Source organism: Mucilaginibacter sp. KACC 22063 (assembly GCF_028736115.1).
In the GTDB taxonomy this organism is placed as follows: domain Bacteria; phylum Bacteroidota; class Bacteroidia; order Sphingobacteriales; family Sphingobacteriaceae; genus Mucilaginibacter.
Window position 1 is genome coordinate 3711108 of record NZ_CP117877.1, and the last position, 16654, is coordinate 3727761.

Sequence of the window (16654 nt, forward strand, 5' to 3'; positions counted from 1 at the left end):
TTTATAATGCTTTAATACAATTCATCAAACTATCCCTCCAATACGGTATATGGATGTTAAAGTTTAATTTAATTTTAGATTTATCCATAACAGAGTAAGCCGGACGCTTAGCTTTAGTTGGATATTGAGAAGTATTGATTGGATTTACCTTGATGTTTACCTGCGCAATATCAAAAATGCCTTTGGCAAAATCAAACCATGATGTTGTACCTTCATTACTAAAATGATAAACACCATATGATCTGTTATCATTCTGGATGATGTGCAAAATGGCACCTGCTAAATCAATAGCATAAGTTGGGCTACCTACCTGATCGGCAATAATGCTCAGCTCAGATCTGTCTGCTGCTAATTTAAGCATGGTCTTCACGAAGTTATTGCCATATTCTGAGTAAAGCCAGCTGGTACGCAATATATAGTACTGGTCAAGGTTAGCTTCTATCTCTTTCTCCCCTTCTAACTTCGTCAGGCCATAAACACTGATAGGATTGGTTTCATCCTCTTCTGTAAGCAACTTCGGCAAATTTCCTTCAAATACAAAGTCAGTTGATATATGTATAAGTGTTGCATCGTACTTGGCACAAACTATTGCCAGGTTTTCGGCACCGTCGCGGTTTACCTTACGTGCCAGTTCCACTTCATCCTCTGCCTTATCAACAGCCGTATATGCAGCACAATTGATCACATAAGAAGGTTGAAACTTTTGCATCAGGTGGTCGAGTCCACTGGCGTCAAGGATATTAGATTCATTTTCAGGCGGAAAAATAATATCATTGTATCCGCTTTTTTCGGCAACTGCTTTTAAGCACTGACCTAATTGCCCGGCACCGCCGAACACTAAAGTTTTACTCATATTCAAATATAAGAGATTAGCTAAGATTGTTGGGACGCGCCAAAAAGTTGTTCTTCAATTAAGTAACACAATATATGACCTATAAGTATATGTGCTTCCTGTATACGTGGCGTATCATTTGAAGGAACCTTTATACAAATATCGCAAAGGTCTGCCATTTTACCGCCGTTACCACCTGTAAGGCCGATCGTTGTAATCCCTTTTTCTTTACACATGGCTAAAGCCTGTAAGATATTAGGTGAGTTACCAGAAGTAGAAAGACCGATAAAAACATCACCCGAAGTACCCTGTGCCTCTACCTGCCTTGCAAACAGGCGTTCAAAACCATAATCGTTACCAATGGCTGTAATTATAGAAGTATCGGTAGTTAAAGCAATAGAGGGTAAACCCGGACGATCAAAATAAAAGCGGGCGACAAGCTCTGCCGAAATATGCTGAGCATCTGCTGCACTGCCGCCATTACCTGCCAGCAAAGTTTTTTTGCCGTTTTTGTAGGCGTTGATAATTAAAGATGCTGTATTACTGATAGTTTCGATAATTGTTTTATCATTTAACAAAGCTGTTTTTGCCGCAATTGATGCACTTATTTGCGACTCAATAATTTCAATCATAATTAAGATATGCTATTTAATACGAAAGCCGGATATTATATTATCCGGCCTGTAAAGTTATTAAGCAATAACTATAAATTATGCTATTTGTTGTAATAAGTGAAATCTTTGTGTTTTATTTCGTGCTCTGGCAGCGATTTAAAATATTCATATGTGATTTTTAAACCTTCGGCACGGTTCACTTTAGGTTCCCAACCTAAAATTTCTCTTGCTTTGGTAATATCTGGCCTGCGTTGTTTAGGATCATCTGTAGGTAAAGGTAAGCTAATCAGCTCCTGGTCAGTACCGGTCAGTTTAATGATCTCTTCGCCAAACTGACGGATAGTAATCTCATCAGGGTTACCGATGTTTACCGGATTTGCATAATCACTGAACAACAAGCGGTATATGCCTTCTATCAGATCATCAACATAACAGAAAGAACGGGTTTGAGAACCATCGCCAAATACAGTAAGCGGTTCGCCTCTTAATGCTTGCCCGATGAAAGCAGGAAGTACCCTTCCGTCATTCAGACGCATACGGGGGCCGTATGTATTGAATATACGAACAATGCGGGTTTCCAATCCGTGGAAGGTATGGTAAGCCATGGTAATGGCCTCCTGGAAACGCTTAGCCTCATCATATACTCCTCTTGGGCCAACAGGGTTTACGTTACCCCAATATTCTTCGGGCTGCGGATTAATGTTCGGATCGCCATATACTTCCGATGTCGAGGCAATAAGCATGCGTGCACCTTTAGCTTTGGCTAAGCCTAATAAATTATGGGTACCTAATGATCCTACTTTTAAGGTCTGTATAGGAATTTTCAAATAGTCGATAGGGCTGGCCGGAGAAGCGAAGTGCAAGATATAATGCAATTCTCCCGGAACATGCACAAACTTGGAAACATCGTGATTATAAAACTCAAAATTTTCCAGTTTGAACAAATGCTCAATATTGCGCAAATCACCAGTAATCAGATTATCCATGGCAATTACATGGTAATCTTCTTTTATAAACCTGTCGCACAGGTGCGAACCTAAAAATCCGGCAGCTCCTGTGATCAGTACTCTTTTTCTTGACATTTGTTTAAGTGTTAAGGTGTTACGCTTATTTCTGTTCAACTACTTTACGGCCTATGCTGTTGTAATAAAAGCCGCCCTCATGCATTTTATCCAGATCATACAGGTTACGGCCATCAAATATTACTTTGCTTTTTAAACCATTTGTCAGTTTGTCAAAATCAGGTGTACGGAATAACGACCATTCGGTTACAATCAGCAATGCATCCGCATTTTCAAGTGCAGCATATGGTTCTTCGGCATAGGCTATCTTATCACCTAACAGAGCCTTGATATTAGGCATTGCCTCAGGGTCAAAAGCGGTAACAGTAGCGCCGGACTCAACCAATTCATCAATAATGTACAGTGCCGGAGCTTCGCGGATATCATCAGTTTCAGGCTTAAATGCTAATCCCCATAATGCAAAGTGCTTACCTTTAACATCGCCGTCATAGTACTTTTTAACTTTCTGCACCAATACTTTTTTCTGGATCTCGTTTACACTCATTACCGAGTTTAAGATCTTAAAGTCATATTGGTTTTCTTCTGCCGATTTAGCTAAGGCCTGTACATCTTTCGGGAAACAGCTGCCGCCATAACCTATACCCGCAAACAAGAAACGTTTACCAATACGCTCATCTGCACCAATACCACGACGTACCATATCAACATCGGCACCAACAAGCTCGCACATATTGGCAATCTCGTTCATAAACGAAATTTTGGTTGCTAAAAATGAGTTAGCTGCATATTTTGTAAGCTCTGATGAACGCTCATCCATAAAGATGATCGGGTTTCCCTGGCGTACATATGGCGCATACAATTCACCCATTAGTTTACGTGCACGCTCGTCAGTTGTACCTACCACTACCCTGTCTGGTTTCATAAAATCCTCAACAGCTACACCTTCTCTCAAAAACTCAGGGTTTGATACTACTGCAAACTCTACATTGGTTTCAGGGCTCATTACAGCTCTAACTTTGTCGGCAGTACCAACCGGTACAGTTGATTTGGTAACAATTACCTTATATTCTTTTATGATTTTAGCAATGTCTTTTGCAGCGCCTAATACATAACTAAGATCTGCTGCACCGTCTCCGCCCGGAGGGGTTGGCAATGCCAGGAAAATAATCTTGGCTTCTTCAATTGCCTCTGCAAGATTTGAAGTAAAGTGCAGCCTGCCCTGATTAATATTACGGTGGAAAAGCTGTTCTAAACCTGGTTCGTAAATAGGTAGCTGGCCGGCTTTCATTTTTTCTACCTTTTGTAAATTGATGTCTACACAGATAACGTCATTTCCTGTTTCTGCCAAACATGTGCCGGTTACTAAACCTACATAACCAGTTCCTACTACTGCAATTTTCATAAGTTCTTTTAAATAATGTTTATTGTTGAATGAGTTCGTACTTGTTTAAGAAATCCTGATAAGCAAGGCCTATACCTTGTTCAAGTTCAATCGTATGTTTCCAACCCTTACCGTGCAGCTTGCTAACGTCCATCAACTTTCTTGGTGTCCCGTCGGGTTTAGTAGTATCAAAAGTAATATCGCCCTGGTAACCTGTTACCTTTTTCACCAGATAAGCAAGGTCTTTTATACTGATATCCGTACCTGTACCAATGTTTACAAGTCCGGGCTCATCATAATTCTGCATTAAGTAATAGCAGGCCTCTGCCAAGTCATCTGCAAACAGAAATTCACGCAGGGGCGTACCAGTACCCCAAATAGTTACTTGCGGAGCGTTATTTACTTTAGCCTCATGGAAACGCCTGATCATTGCCGGTAATACATGCGAATTTTGAGGATGGTAATTATCATTATACCCGTAAAGGTTAGTAGGCATTACAGATATAAAATTACAACCATACTGATCGCGGTAGGCATCGCACATCTTAATACCTGCAATTTTGGCAATTGCATAGGGCTCATTGGTAGGCTCAAGTGTACCTGTCAACAAATAATCTTCCTTTAAGGGTTGCGGAGCTAATTTAGGATAAATACAGCTGGAACCCAGAAACATAAGTTTGCTGACGCCATTTATGTATGCAGAATGTATTATATTATTCTGTATTTGTAAATTATCATATAAAAATTCGGCACGGTACGTATTATTGGCAACTATGCCACCTACTTTTGCAGCCGCCAGAAACACATAGTCGGGCTTTTCGTTTTCAAAGAAACCGGCCACAGCCTGCTGGCTGCGCAGGTCAAGCTCGGCCGAGGTTTTAGTGATAATATTTTCAAAGCCTTCTTTTTCAAGCTTTCGCTGAATAGCTGACCCTACCATCCCCCGATGACCTGCGATATAAACTTTAGCGGTTTTGTTCATAGGTTATTCAAACTGGTTTTTAATAACATAACCAGATGCTTTAAGTAATTTCTCACGTTGGAAATGATCAACATCAGCTGCAACCATTTCGCTAACCAAGCCTTTCAGATCATACTTAGGTTTCCATCCTAATTTTTCATGAGACTTTGTAGGGTCACCTATTAAAAGATCTACTTCAGTAGGCCTAAAATATTTAGGGTCAACCGCTACTACTTCTGTTCCAACCGCTACTTGGTAATCAGGATTATTACATTTTACAACATAACCTACCTCATCAACACCTTCGCCTTTGAATGCTACTTCAATACCTACTTCCGCAAATGCTAACCTCACAAACTCGCGTACACGTGTTGTAACGCCTGTAGCAATTACAAAGTCTTCAGCTACTTCCTGTTGTAATATCAGGTACATGGCTTCAACATAGTCTTTGGCATGCCCCCAGTCGCGCTGTGCATCCAAATTACCCAGGAAAAGCTTATCCTGCAGGTTCAGCGCAATTTTAGCTACCGCACGGGTAATTTTACGGGTTACAAATGTCTCGCCGCGTAATGGGCTTTCATGGTTAAATAAAATACCGTTACAAGCATACATATTATAAGCTTCGCGATAATTTACTGTGATCCAGTAACCATACAGCTTAGCAACTGCATATGGTGAACGCGGGTAGAAAGGAGTAGTTTCTGACTGTGGTACAGCCTGTACTAAACCATAAAGCTCAGAAGTTGAAGCCTGGTATATTTTTGTTTTTTTAGTAAGTCCTAACAACCTTACAGCCTCTAAAATACGTAAAGTGCCTATGCCATCAGCATTTGCGGTATATTCAGGTGTATCGAAACTCACTTTTACGTGCGACATGGCGCCAAGATTATAAATCTCATCCGGCTGTACTTGCTGTATGATCCTGATCAGGTTGGTAGAATCGCTCAAATCGCCATAATGCAGAAAGAAGTTACGGTTCTCTTCATGAGGGTCCTGGTACAAATGATCAATACGATCGGTATTAAATAAAGAACTTCTTCTTTTAATACCATGTACCTCGTATCCCTTTTCAAGTAATAAGTCGGCTAAATATGCGCCATCCTGGCCAGTAATGCCCGTAACTAATGCCTTTTTTTTCATTTTATATGTTTAAAGTAGTGCCTTTGTTTTAATTAATTCAGTATCGCCATTATAGACTGAAACCGAATTGATGAAGCTTTGCATAATTTGATCTATGTTGAGATAAGCCGTTGCATACCTGCGTGCGTTATCCCTTTTTTTATCTGCTGCATCCAAATCATCTTTAGCATTTTTTATAACTACTGTTAAGCTGTCACAATCCTCAGGAGGGATACAATATCCCAGATCATGTTTATTAACAACTTCTGCCAAAGACGTTCCGTTTTCAGCTGTTACAATGCAAACGCCACCTACAGCCAATATGGTAGTCAGCTTGGAGGGCATTACCAAATCACCTGCATTGGCTTTTTGCAATACTAAATGGAAATCTGCCATATTTAAAAATTCATTAAAAACAGCTTTATCCTGTACAGGCATAAAAACTATGTTGTTTAATGACTTATCATTGGCCAATTGTACCAGATTTCCTTTATACGGTCCCGAGCCGCAGATAACAAATTTTATATCGTTAATATGCTTAAGATTTTCAGCGGCAAATATAATATTTTCAAGTCCCTGCTTTTCACCTATGGCGCCAGAATATAGATAAACAGTATCTGTAGGCTTAAAACCCCAGTTTGTTTTTAATTCGGCCCTGTTATTTAGCGGCTTAAAAAAAGAAGTATCTGCCCAGTTAGGGAAAAACAATACCTTTTTATCGATCTTCTCCTCTATTTTCTTGATCATCCCATCAGATATGCTGCTCACAAAGTCGGCATTATCAAGTATCTGTTTTTCAATTTTATAGAGACGATTAAAAAGATTTTGATTAGATAAAAGGTTTAACTCCTGTGCCGCCTCTATTTGTAAATCCTGAATATGGTATACCAGTTTGCCTCCGGTTAATTTACGTACCATTAGCCCTAAATAGGCTAAATGAAATGGTGGCGCTACTGTTAATATCAGATCGAATCGTTTCTTGAGCAGGATAAGCTTAAATACCTGCCAGATTTTAGACGTCCAGAACGAGACATCCTGTATCATTCTTTTTTTCCCTGTCGGATCAGCAGGTGTATAAGATGGGCAGCGATATACTGTTACCTTATTACCATCAAAATCAATTACTTCCTTTTTGTACCACCACCATTGTTTATCATAAGGCGCCTGCACCTTCCATTGAGGGTAATAAGGGAAGGTAGTAACTACGGTACAGGTGTAGCCATGAGATGCCAGCCAGGCAATCATCTCGCCATTGTATTTGCCAATGCCTGTAGGTTCGGGCAGAAAGTTGTGGCTTATCAGCAGAATATTCTTCATGACCATCTCTCCTTCACAAATACAGCAGGGTTGCCTTTATAAATTCCATTATCTAAAAGATCGCTAACTACTACTGATCCGGCAGACACCACAGCGTCAACCCCGATATTTACGCCAGGCGCTACTAAGCAACCCGCGCCAACCCAGGCACCTTCATTAACAGTAATTTTATCGTTTCGATATGGCATAGCCGGATCTTTATAATTATGATTGCCTCCGCACAAAAAGCTTCTTTGTGAGATGCAGGCATTGCTGCCTATGTATAGTTGTTCAAAATTCAGTAACAATGCTTCTTCACCGATCCAAACATGATCTCCTATCACAAGCTTCCAGGGAAAATGAACGTTTACCCTTGGCTTAATAATTACACCCTGACCTACTTTTGCCCCAAAAGCTCTTAATAAAAAACATTTTAGCTTATTCGGAAATGGAAAGGCTGTAAGAAAAAAGAACATTTTAACCAGGTACCACACCGTTTCTTTTATTTTGCCCGCTCCGCGGTCAAAGCCATCGGGATTAAAATCCTGCAATTTTACACGTGAAACATGATGACCAACAGCTGTTGACATATCAGTGATTTACAATGTTAAACTCCTCTGCTTCAATTAACCTTAATGCAAACAGCATTTCTACAACAGTGCGCTGTAAGGTATAATACCAGCCAGCCCAGCCGTTAAAAATCAGCCCTTTTACAAAAAGGCAGTAAAAGAAAACGAAAAATGGAGCTAATACTTTGGTGCGCCTTAATTTGTTTATGATCGAATTCCTGTCGGCATTGTTTAGGTCCAGCAACTTATCGCATTCACGAACTGAATAACCGTTTTGGTTATTTAGCCACCTGGTTAACGACTTGCGGTCGTCATGCCATATTTTGCTTTTGAAATCTCCTATACTGCCTGTAATTGAAAGCCTGTGGGCATGCCCGTCATCAAAATAGCTTCCAAGCTTAGTTTTGAATAATACGGGTCTTGGGGTCGTATTGTTACTTAAAAGTTTCTTTCCGTAAATTAAAAACTCAAACCTTGAATTGTAAGCTACAAAATCGCCGCCATTGTTCAATAACTGTCCTGTTTCGGCAATAAAGTCATCAGGCAAAACGTAATCTGCATCCAGGCTTAAAACCCATTCGCTGGTAATATGCGTTAACCCAAAATTACATTGCTGGGCAAACGTATCAAATTTGCGATAGATGATTTCCACATTAGGATAAGATTCCATTATCTTAACCGTGTTATCATCACTATAACTGTCAATAACGACAACACGCTCAAGCCATTTAAGCTTGTCAAGTACCCTCCCAATATTGGGTTCTTCATTCTTGGTCAGAATCAGCGCTTGTAATACGTTTTTTGCAATTGCAATCATTACTGTCAAAGATAATATTATCAGCGAGAATTACATATATTTCAAATGATAATATTAACGGTTAAAAATTAACAATTAATTTATATCATCTATTGCAAATTTTGTAACTAAATGTCAAATTAAATGCTTGTATATATATTAAAATAATCAGAGATTAACTTATCTGCAGAAAAATATTTCGCTATAATATAGCTGCCGTCTTTGGCAATCCTATCACGTTTAGCCTGATCATGATAAGCATCGGTAAGTTTTGCTGTTACGTTGTCTACGTCTAAGGTAGTAACCCAGCCTAAATCATTTTTTTCAACAAAATCAGAAAGGGCAACATGTTCTGAAACTATCGTTGCAGTACCTGCATGTAACGATTCAATAACAACGTTTGCAAAGTTTTCATTGTAAGAGATCAAGGCAAACAAGTCAGCGTTCATCAGTTCTTTGAATTTTTGCTCTCGGTTTTGCCAGCCCAACCACTCTATTTTATCGGCTATATTAAAATCACCTGCCAGTTGTTTCAACTTGGTAATGTACTCGTCTTCGCCAGAGCCCGCTATTTTTAGCTTTACAGCAAAATTTAAATTAGCAATGGCTTTCAAAAGTATTTCTATTCCCTTCTTAGGATGAATACGCGACATAAAAATCACGGTAAATACATCGTTATTCTTATCGGCTATTTTTAGCTCTGGTAATGATAAAATGTTAGGGAGCATAAAGCCTTTCCAATTATCAATTAAGCTGATACACTCTTTATACTCGGCTTCTGATGTTGCATGAAAGAACGACTTTGATAAAATACTACGGCCAAAAAATTTGTGCATTAATTTTTTGGCTTTACTGTTACCCGAGTTAAAAATATATCCACTAAGCATGCCTCTGGGAGCTATGATAGTTTTTGCACCCTTAAGCAGGCATATTTTTGCAGCAACCATTACCAGGATATTCCACCATGAATGGATATGCACCACGTCATATTCTTTAACGTGATAAAACAGATGTTTCCATAATGCCGGCGAAACATGGGTAGGATCTTTAGTGATCCGTTTAAAATAAGTAACATTTACACCATCTACATCAACGGTAGATCCGGGTGCTATATCCAGTTCTGTTTTGCCATTGGCCGTTGTTGTAAACACGTCAACATCATGGCCTTGCGCTGCCAAACCTTCACACAAACGCGCAACAGATTCAATGGGCCCACCATATACGTAGGCCGGTTTGTACGATGGAACGATGTGAAGTATTTTCATGAAATTAATTTACGTAGCCTATTGTCCTGGTGAAATATTTAGCGGTTGACGGAATTGCTTTAAGTGGTTTTGCCGGCACCCCTCCGTAAAGCATCCAGGTTTCGGTTTGTGCTGAGTTTAAAAGGGATTTAGCACCCAAAACAGAATAAGCCGGTAGATTAGCGCCACCCAATATAACAACATTGGTTCCAACAAATGAGTACTCTCCGATGGTAATAGGTGCACTATCCTGCCTGTTTTCAAAAACATCTATGGAATGGGTAAGCAGCTGAGAATTATAACCCGCCACTGTGCTAAACCTGCCGATGTGTATAGCGCTTGTGCAGTCTATGTGATGATTTTTGATAATTGCAGAATTGTCGCCCATCACTAATTCGGCTTTCCTGTCGGTTTGATGCTGAAAATGTTTAGACTGGCCATGTGTGCTAAAACCTGTGATCCAGTTGCTGCGGCCTATCTTTGCATTCTCTCCTAATTCAATGTAATCAAGATGGATAGCCGTAGTAAAATGATCGATCCGTGAACCGGCATGCATAACCAGTTTACGTGGAAAAACCCAGTTAATACCCAGTTTGGCAGTGGGGTGAATTTGATAACCAAACCAGCTTTGCAATGCCTTTCTGCGCAATGGCCAGGGCAAAATAACAGATAGTAATTTTAACAGCATATGGTATTAATTATGATTTAAGCCATGCATAGATAAATATTGTTGCGTGATTTTCGTCTTCTCAAAACGCTCACAATTTTTAAATCCCGCCTTAATTAAGTTACTACGCAGCGCTGTATCTTTTAATAAAAGTAAAGCGTTTGCAAAATCTTGCGAATCAGCCGGATTTGCATGTATAGCAGCCCCACCGCTAACCTCAGGCATTGGCTGCAAATTACTGGCAATTACCGGTGCCCCGCAGGCCTGGGCTTCAATTACCGGCCAGCCAAATCCTTCTGCAAAAGAAGGAAAAATAAAAGCATAGCAGCCGTTATACAAAGCGCGTAGCACCTCATGCCGAGGTTTAATAACTTGTATAACCCGGTGCTCCATATTTAATTCTTTCACTTTTTGAGTCAGTTTCTCATCTATCGGCTTGCCGCTGTAACAGATATAACCATCCCAATTGTCACCAAGGTCAACCAGCATTTTCAAAAGCATTTCCCTGTTTTTTCTTTGCAGGTTTGACCCCACATGAAGCAGATACTTTGTGTCGGGCTTTAAACCGGCTTCAGCAAGCAGTGCTGCTGTTTCCGCTGGCGGTATCGGCCTGAAATCGCCATTGAAAGTATTTAAAATAACCTGCCAGTCTTTGTCTGGTGTGTAACTACCCGGAACAAGCGCAATTAGCTGATCAAGCGTGTACTGTGAAACACAGGCTATCTGTTTTGCCCTCTTTAAGTTCCCTAATATCCATTTTTGAAGTATTTTACCGAATGCCGAAGCTGGCTGATAATAATCTGTATACCCAAGGCCACCTCTGATAGCGATAACATCATGGCAGGTAATAACAGTTTTATCGGCCGGCAGATGTCCCAGATATGGCGAATTAGAATGGTCGCATATGTGATATCTTACGTTGCTAACCTTCTTGTTTTTAAAAAGTACCCTGTACCGTAATACCAAAGGAAAAAGGATCCATTTATCTATATAGCCAAGCCATTTCCCGATACCTGCATTGGTGTTTTTAAACTTCGCTCCGAACAAAGCAACAGGGCGCCATATTTCACTATTTACTCCATTAGCCGAAAATTCATCATGAAGCATTACTGTAAAACGCTCCATGCTCTCCTGCCTGTCTGGTATATAGTTCCCTATTAATATGATTTTTGTAGACGTTGCTTCCATTACATTAAGAATTTTTAATAATTCGCCTTGCCTTTTTTATCCCTGTTATCTGATTCTTTGGTATTGCAAGAGGCTAACAAGATTCCAGCCATCCATATCGTAAATCCAAGAGAGGTGGGCACTCCTAAGTTTCCCTGCGGAAGATTCATTAAGGAAAATGGAAGAATCATCCAGGGTAGAAAGTAGCCCTTACTTAAATTTTTGTAAGACATTACTGTCATCTTCAGACTTAATCCTAAGCGTACAGCAATTATTATAATTCCGAATAAGAAGCCCAATTCGCCTAATACCCTTTGCCATTCTATTTCTCCGTTGATAACCGCATAAAAATTTTGCTTACCTGCTAATACAGCTCCCACATTGGTACCTATCCCGGAACCATATCCCCAAAACGGCTGAGTATTGATCAAATCAAACGAACTTATTAACCCACCAAAATACCTGTTACCAAAAACGCCCTCCAATCCGCCTTCGTTTTCATTTGCAGTGGTAAATCTTACCGTAAATGCCTCTATAGCGGTTTGGAGAAAACTTAACTGACTTAATATAAAAATGAGAAAACTTCCCATTACTAAAGCGATTACTATCCGTCCGGCGTTTTTCGGCTTTCGGAAAGCTGCCAATAACATGAACACCAGCATGACGATAACCTGAAAAAGCAAGCCCCGGATTATAGAGACAGGAATTGCTATCAGCAGGCATATGGTAGCCGCTATCAGCAATCTTCTATTTATTTTTTTAGGATCAAGCCAGTAATAAAATACAAAACAACCTAATGCTCCATAAAAATGCCCAACTCCGGAGGTAAAAGAAAAGGTACCGGGTGGCCTGAAAAAATCCAGTGCACCGCTAAAACCGGCACCTGCTTCATTGCCACCTACGCCACGGTTTACCCATGCAGACTGCGGGCTGTAAAATTGCAATACAATAAGTATCGTCATCGGGATGGACAGTATCAGATATTTTCGTGCAAATTCTAATACATCATCTTTATTGAATACGGCACCGATAACAAATATTAAAGGGAAATACAAAAACCAGATACGGGAACCATATATTGCAACCATAAAGCTGCCATGCCCGAACAGCACCGCTGTGAATATACTTAACAGGCCCACTGCTACAGAACTTAAAACATATAGGTTTGCCGGTATCAATCGCCTCTCCCAAGCTTTAATTACAAGCCAAATGGCAATAGGGTCTCTTACCAATAAAAGCGGTGTTGCCAAACCTGGGAATACCCATTTACGAAGCGCCCCCTCAAATATCAGCAGCCAGAAAAAAAGCCATAATCCTTTTTTTAGATCGCTGTTTTTTTCTTTATACCCGGCACTATATGCTTTATATTGTTTCAAGATTAATTACCTAATCAAACAAGCTTTAGTTTATTATTAATAGCATCGCTGAGCTCTTTTCCATATACGCTCCACGGGCGGCGCTTTGCAGTTTCAAGTGCAGCCCTGCCAACGCTTTCAATTTGATGGCGGTTAGCTAAGAGGTGCTCGATCATGTGTTGTATAGCCACACTTGAGCCAGCTTCTATAATCCAGCCATCCTTTCCATGTGTAATTAAATCAGGCCCGGCTGTTCGTTCTGTTGTAATAACAGGCGTTCCCTGCGACATGGCCTCGGTAATCACCAAACCGAATCCCTCAAAAAGGGAAGGGAAAATCAGTACATTCTGAGTTCGCATTAACTCTAAAATCTGCTGATGCGGCAAACTGGGTATCCATTTATGCTTGGCTAAGGCTTCATTCAGTGCAGTGCAATCATCAACAGGTTTTCTGCCAACAACTGTTAACTGAACGCTGGCGCCTATCTTTTCAACTGCATCAAAAAGATACGCAATTCCTTTTCTTTGAGATAATCCGCCTACAAAAAGTACTTTAAGCGGCTGGTCATTGCTTACACTGTAATTCCTTTTTTCTGTCGCCACATCCGGAAAGCCATATGGAATCACTGAAATTGGGGCTAATGGCTCAGGATATTCTTCAAGCGTTTGGGCGGTAAAGCTGCTTGCCACAAAGATATGATCAGCAAGTTTCAGCTCCATATCTTTACGAGCCAGCTTGTCTGCCGAGTCTTTAAAACCGGTTAACGTTGATGCCCAAGCCGGCCACTTTTCCATTTCCAACTGCATCAGCTTTCTTGCAGCTTTCCAATAACCTATCGGCAAATCATACAAACTAAGTATGCCTTGTTTTTTTGCTGCCGTAAAAGAATACATCGCTCCATCCTCATAAGCGTATACGGCATTTACTGTTTTATTCGCTGTTTTAGTTAGTTGAGCAGCAACCCATCTGTCATGATTACGGTAAACCCCATCTACTGAAAACTTTCCTGTTTCATGTTTTACCAGCTTTTTAAGACCTGCCTTAGGCGCTATTAACCTCGCCCCTTCAAACCACGGATTTGTTTTGGTATAGCTTTTCAATCCCATTTTCAATTCACGCCTGCGGATATCTGATAATGGGCCAATACCACTTAATTTGTGTAAAGGCGTGCCCGGAAAAACAGCTATTGCCGTATAGTACTTTGCCAGCATGCCTGATGCTAACAAGCCATCGGCAACTGCCCGCACATTAGCGTTTCCTGTAGGATGAGATAACAACAGATGCATTGAATTATATTTATGCTGTGTGTAGCTAATTTTTAGTTCAAACCATAATTAGCATTATTTTTGTTAATTATCCTTTTATCCAGGCTAAATTTCCAGCTAAAAAGCTGCATGGATTATATTGTAAATTCTGGGTGCGCTTTCGGGATGTGGGCTTAGCGGGATTTCCGACCATAATTTCATAAGGAGCTACATTTCTACTAACTACAGCTCCTGCACCTATTACAGCACCAACACCAATATGTACACCAGGTAAAACAACTGCATTTGTTGCCACCCATGCATAATCATCAATTATAACTGGTGATTTAATATGTGGCCAACATGGATCCTGTATATTATGTGAAGCCGTCAAAATATGTACACCATCATTAATGCACACATTATTACCAATTTTGACTTTATCATGTAAGGCTATATTAACACGCCCAATGAAAGAATTACTACCAATAGTAAGATTTTTTAAATCCCCTCCTATATTGAACACTCCTATTTCTGCAGTTTGATGAATCAAAGCCCCCTTGCGAATCATTCTCCACCGTCTATAGTTTCGTTTTATTATTTCTGGTAATAATAAAAGCCGTTTTGCCCATGCTGTATAAAATCGCTTTGAACTTAAACTGAATTTGGCTCTATTTTTTATAAGATATGAGAAACTTGCCATACAGATTATTGTGATATAGTCAATAAAAACTGGTAAACTACATTCTCGAGCATATTATCTATTTCAATGGCTTCCATTAGCAGAAGTTGTTTAAAATTTCCGGGTTCGTAAGTCAAAACTCCCTGTAAGTCAGGTAAATCAGTTACAGTACGAGGTTCCCAGGAACGGGAAACACACAGTATAGGTAATCCATGCTCCTTCATAGCTGCCACTGAACCGCTTTTTTGCACTAGGCTTTGCGGTGTTGTTGTAATACCGGCATTTGATGCGCATAAAATTTTTGAAATGTTTTTCTCACTTTGTGTGCCCCAAACCTTGGTTTCTAATTTAGCATCAGAACATGCAGCTATCCAATTGTCTTGCTCAGAACCGCATTTGCCTAAAAAGTTTAACACAATTTTTTTTTGATAAGAGCTGGCATACGCAGAAATTTCATTAGCCAACTGTTCTATAGGTGCACCATAATGTATACTACCGAATAATACTAGATTTATAGTATTATCATTTGAGATTATGCCTTTTTCACTACTAACAGGTATATTACTAAAAAGCGGTAAAATATCTGATTTAAAACCTAATTTATTTAAATATGATTGATAAAGATTGGTATTAGTATGGATTTGTTTGGGTTTTAATTTATTAATAAAGCTAATGATAAGCTTTTTTTGAACGCCTCCCCAAAGTTTAAATTTAAGAGATGCTTTTTTATCCATACCAACCCAAAGTTCATGGAACATGACATGAACTTTAAACCCAATAAGCAACTTTGCAAGTCTGTTAATAAAAACAACCGGTAAGCCCTTGGGATGAAATGAAAAAGGCACGAATTGGACACTGATCCAATCTGGATTAACCCCCCTTATAAATGAATTCATCTTATCAAATCGCTGTGTGTGTTTACAATTTGCAGGTAAACGCAATGTAATTATAGATGAATTTATAACTTCAGTGATTTCATGTTCTACATAGGTATCACTAGCGGCAATTACAGCTAGCTGATGGTCGTATTTAGCCAGTGCTTGTGCCAAACGCATAGTATAGTCACCTACACCATCCCGGCCAAGTTCTATTGAACCACATATGAAAACAATTTTCATCATTAGTTTCTGCTTCCTATTCTTTTAGCCGGCACGCCTCCCCATATTTCGTTTGGCGGTATGGATTTAGTTACCACTGCTCCCGCTGCTACAACGGCGCCGTCCTCGATGTGAACGCCTTTTAACACCACTACATTACAGCCTAACCATACATTATTGCCTATGATAATTTCCTGCTCGGGCCCATGCTGCTTACGCATTAATTCATTTATCGCCACCCCATGATCATGATCTATGAACTTGCATCCAGACGCTATTAAACTGTCATTACCCACAATAATCTGCTTACGTATATTAAACTCACACCCTGTACCTATAAATACATTATCCTTAATAATAATGCTGGGCCCGTTTTTCCAGATTCCATCAAATTTTAAATGTATGTTATATTCTAAATTACAGCTATTGCCAATACTTACCTGGTGCGGCCACGTCACTTTTATTGAAGACAATGTCGTATTGCTTCCAACTCTCATACCTTGTAAGAAATACCAGGTTTTTCTAAAAAAACCTGATAGCTGCTTCAGGTAATGCCATCTGATCAAAAAGAATACTCTTTGTATAAATTTAGCCATATATAATACCCG

General features: G+C 39.8%; 17 protein-coding genes. All 17 read right to left on the reverse strand.

Annotated features, from left to right (window positions below; genetic code table 11):
- Position 1 precedes the first annotated feature (1 nt).
- Positions 2 to 853 (reverse strand): dTDP-4-dehydrorhamnose reductase, encoded by an 852-nt coding sequence (gene rfbD / locus PQ461_RS16000; protein ID WP_274206540.1) that lies wholly within the window; start codon positions 851 to 853, stop codon positions 2 to 4.
- 20 nt (positions 854 to 873) lie between these two features.
- The gene (gene gmhA / locus PQ461_RS16005) at positions 874 to 1464 is read right to left on the reverse strand and encodes a D-sedoheptulose 7-phosphate isomerase (RefSeq protein WP_274206541.1); all 591 of its coding nucleotides are present in this window, start codon (positions 1462 to 1464) and stop codon (positions 874 to 876) included.
- A gap of 83 nt (positions 1465 to 1547) precedes the next feature.
- Positions 1548 to 2528, reverse strand: coding sequence for a UDP-glucuronic acid decarboxylase family protein (locus PQ461_RS16010; RefSeq protein ID WP_274206542.1), 981 nt, complete (start codon positions 2526 to 2528; stop codon positions 1548 to 1550).
- Positions 2529 to 2553: 25 nt separating this feature from the next.
- On the reverse strand, positions 2554 to 3870 hold the full coding sequence (locus PQ461_RS16015; protein WP_274206543.1) for a UDP-glucose dehydrogenase family protein: 1317 nt from the start codon (positions 3868 to 3870) through the stop codon (positions 2554 to 2556).
- 19 nt (positions 3871 to 3889) lie between these two features.
- Positions 3890 to 4831, reverse strand: a complete 942-nt coding sequence (fcl, locus tag PQ461_RS16020; protein WP_274206544.1) for a GDP-L-fucose synthase — start codon at positions 4829 to 4831, stop codon at positions 3890 to 3892.
- A 3-nt stretch (positions 4832 to 4834) separates the two neighbouring features.
- The gene (gmd, locus tag PQ461_RS16025; RefSeq protein WP_274206545.1) at positions 4835 to 5950 is read right to left on the reverse strand and encodes a GDP-mannose 4,6-dehydratase; all 1116 of its coding nucleotides are present in this window, start codon (positions 5948 to 5950) and stop codon (positions 4835 to 4837) included.
- A gap of 9 nt (positions 5951 to 5959) precedes the next feature.
- Positions 5960 to 7246: a WcaI family glycosyltransferase gene (locus tag PQ461_RS16030; protein WP_274206546.1), complete on the reverse strand. Its 1287-nt coding sequence runs from the start codon at positions 7244 to 7246 to the stop codon at positions 5960 to 5962.
- Positions 7243 to 7815, reverse strand: coding sequence for a WcaF family extracellular polysaccharide biosynthesis acetyltransferase (locus PQ461_RS16035; RefSeq protein WP_274206547.1), 573 nt, complete (start codon positions 7813 to 7815; stop codon positions 7243 to 7245). Before PQ461_RS16035 ends, PQ461_RS16030 begins: the two co-directional genes overlap by 4 nt.
- Position 7816: 1 nt before the next feature.
- Positions 7817 to 8611 (reverse strand): glycosyltransferase family 2 protein, encoded by a 795-nt coding sequence (locus PQ461_RS16040; protein ID WP_274206548.1) that lies wholly within the window; start codon positions 8609 to 8611, stop codon positions 7817 to 7819.
- A 119-nt stretch (positions 8612 to 8730) separates the two neighbouring features.
- Entirely contained in the window at positions 8731 to 9855 is a 1125-nt protein-coding gene (locus PQ461_RS16045; RefSeq protein ID WP_274206549.1) for an XrtY-associated glycosyltransferase XYAG1, read from the reverse strand.
- Positions 9856 to 9859: 4 nt separating this feature from the next.
- Positions 9860 to 10522, reverse strand: a complete 663-nt coding sequence (locus tag PQ461_RS16050; RefSeq protein ID WP_274206550.1) for an acyltransferase — start codon at positions 10520 to 10522, stop codon at positions 9860 to 9862.
- 6 nt (positions 10523 to 10528) lie between these two features.
- Entirely contained in the window at positions 10529 to 11689 is a 1161-nt protein-coding gene (locus PQ461_RS16055) for a glycosyltransferase family 4 protein (protein WP_274206551.1), read from the reverse strand.
- Positions 11690 to 11703: 14 nt separating this feature from the next.
- Positions 11704 to 13044 carry a hypothetical protein gene (locus PQ461_RS16060; RefSeq protein WP_274206552.1) on the reverse strand — a complete coding sequence of 447 codons (1341 nt, stop codon included), beginning with the start codon at positions 13042 to 13044 and terminating at the stop codon, positions 11704 to 11706.
- Between the two features lie 14 nt (positions 13045 to 13058).
- The gene (locus tag PQ461_RS16065; RefSeq protein ID WP_274206553.1) at positions 13059 to 14309 is read right to left on the reverse strand and encodes a glycosyltransferase family 4 protein; all 1251 of its coding nucleotides are present in this window, start codon (positions 14307 to 14309) and stop codon (positions 13059 to 13061) included.
- Positions 14310 to 14376: 67 nt separating this feature from the next.
- On the reverse strand, positions 14377 to 14970 hold the full coding sequence (locus PQ461_RS16070; protein ID WP_274206554.1) for an acyltransferase: 594 nt from the start codon (positions 14968 to 14970) through the stop codon (positions 14377 to 14379).
- 5 nt (positions 14971 to 14975) lie between these two features.
- Positions 14976 to 16070: a glycosyltransferase family protein gene (locus PQ461_RS16075; RefSeq protein ID WP_274206555.1), complete on the reverse strand. Its 1095-nt coding sequence runs from the start codon at positions 16068 to 16070 to the stop codon at positions 14976 to 14978.
- Positions 16070 to 16642, reverse strand: a complete 573-nt coding sequence (locus tag PQ461_RS16080; RefSeq protein WP_274206556.1) for an acyltransferase — start codon at positions 16640 to 16642, stop codon at positions 16070 to 16072. The genes PQ461_RS16075 and PQ461_RS16080 overlap by 1 nt, the downstream gene beginning before the upstream one ends.
- Positions 16643 to 16654 lie beyond the last annotated feature (12 nt).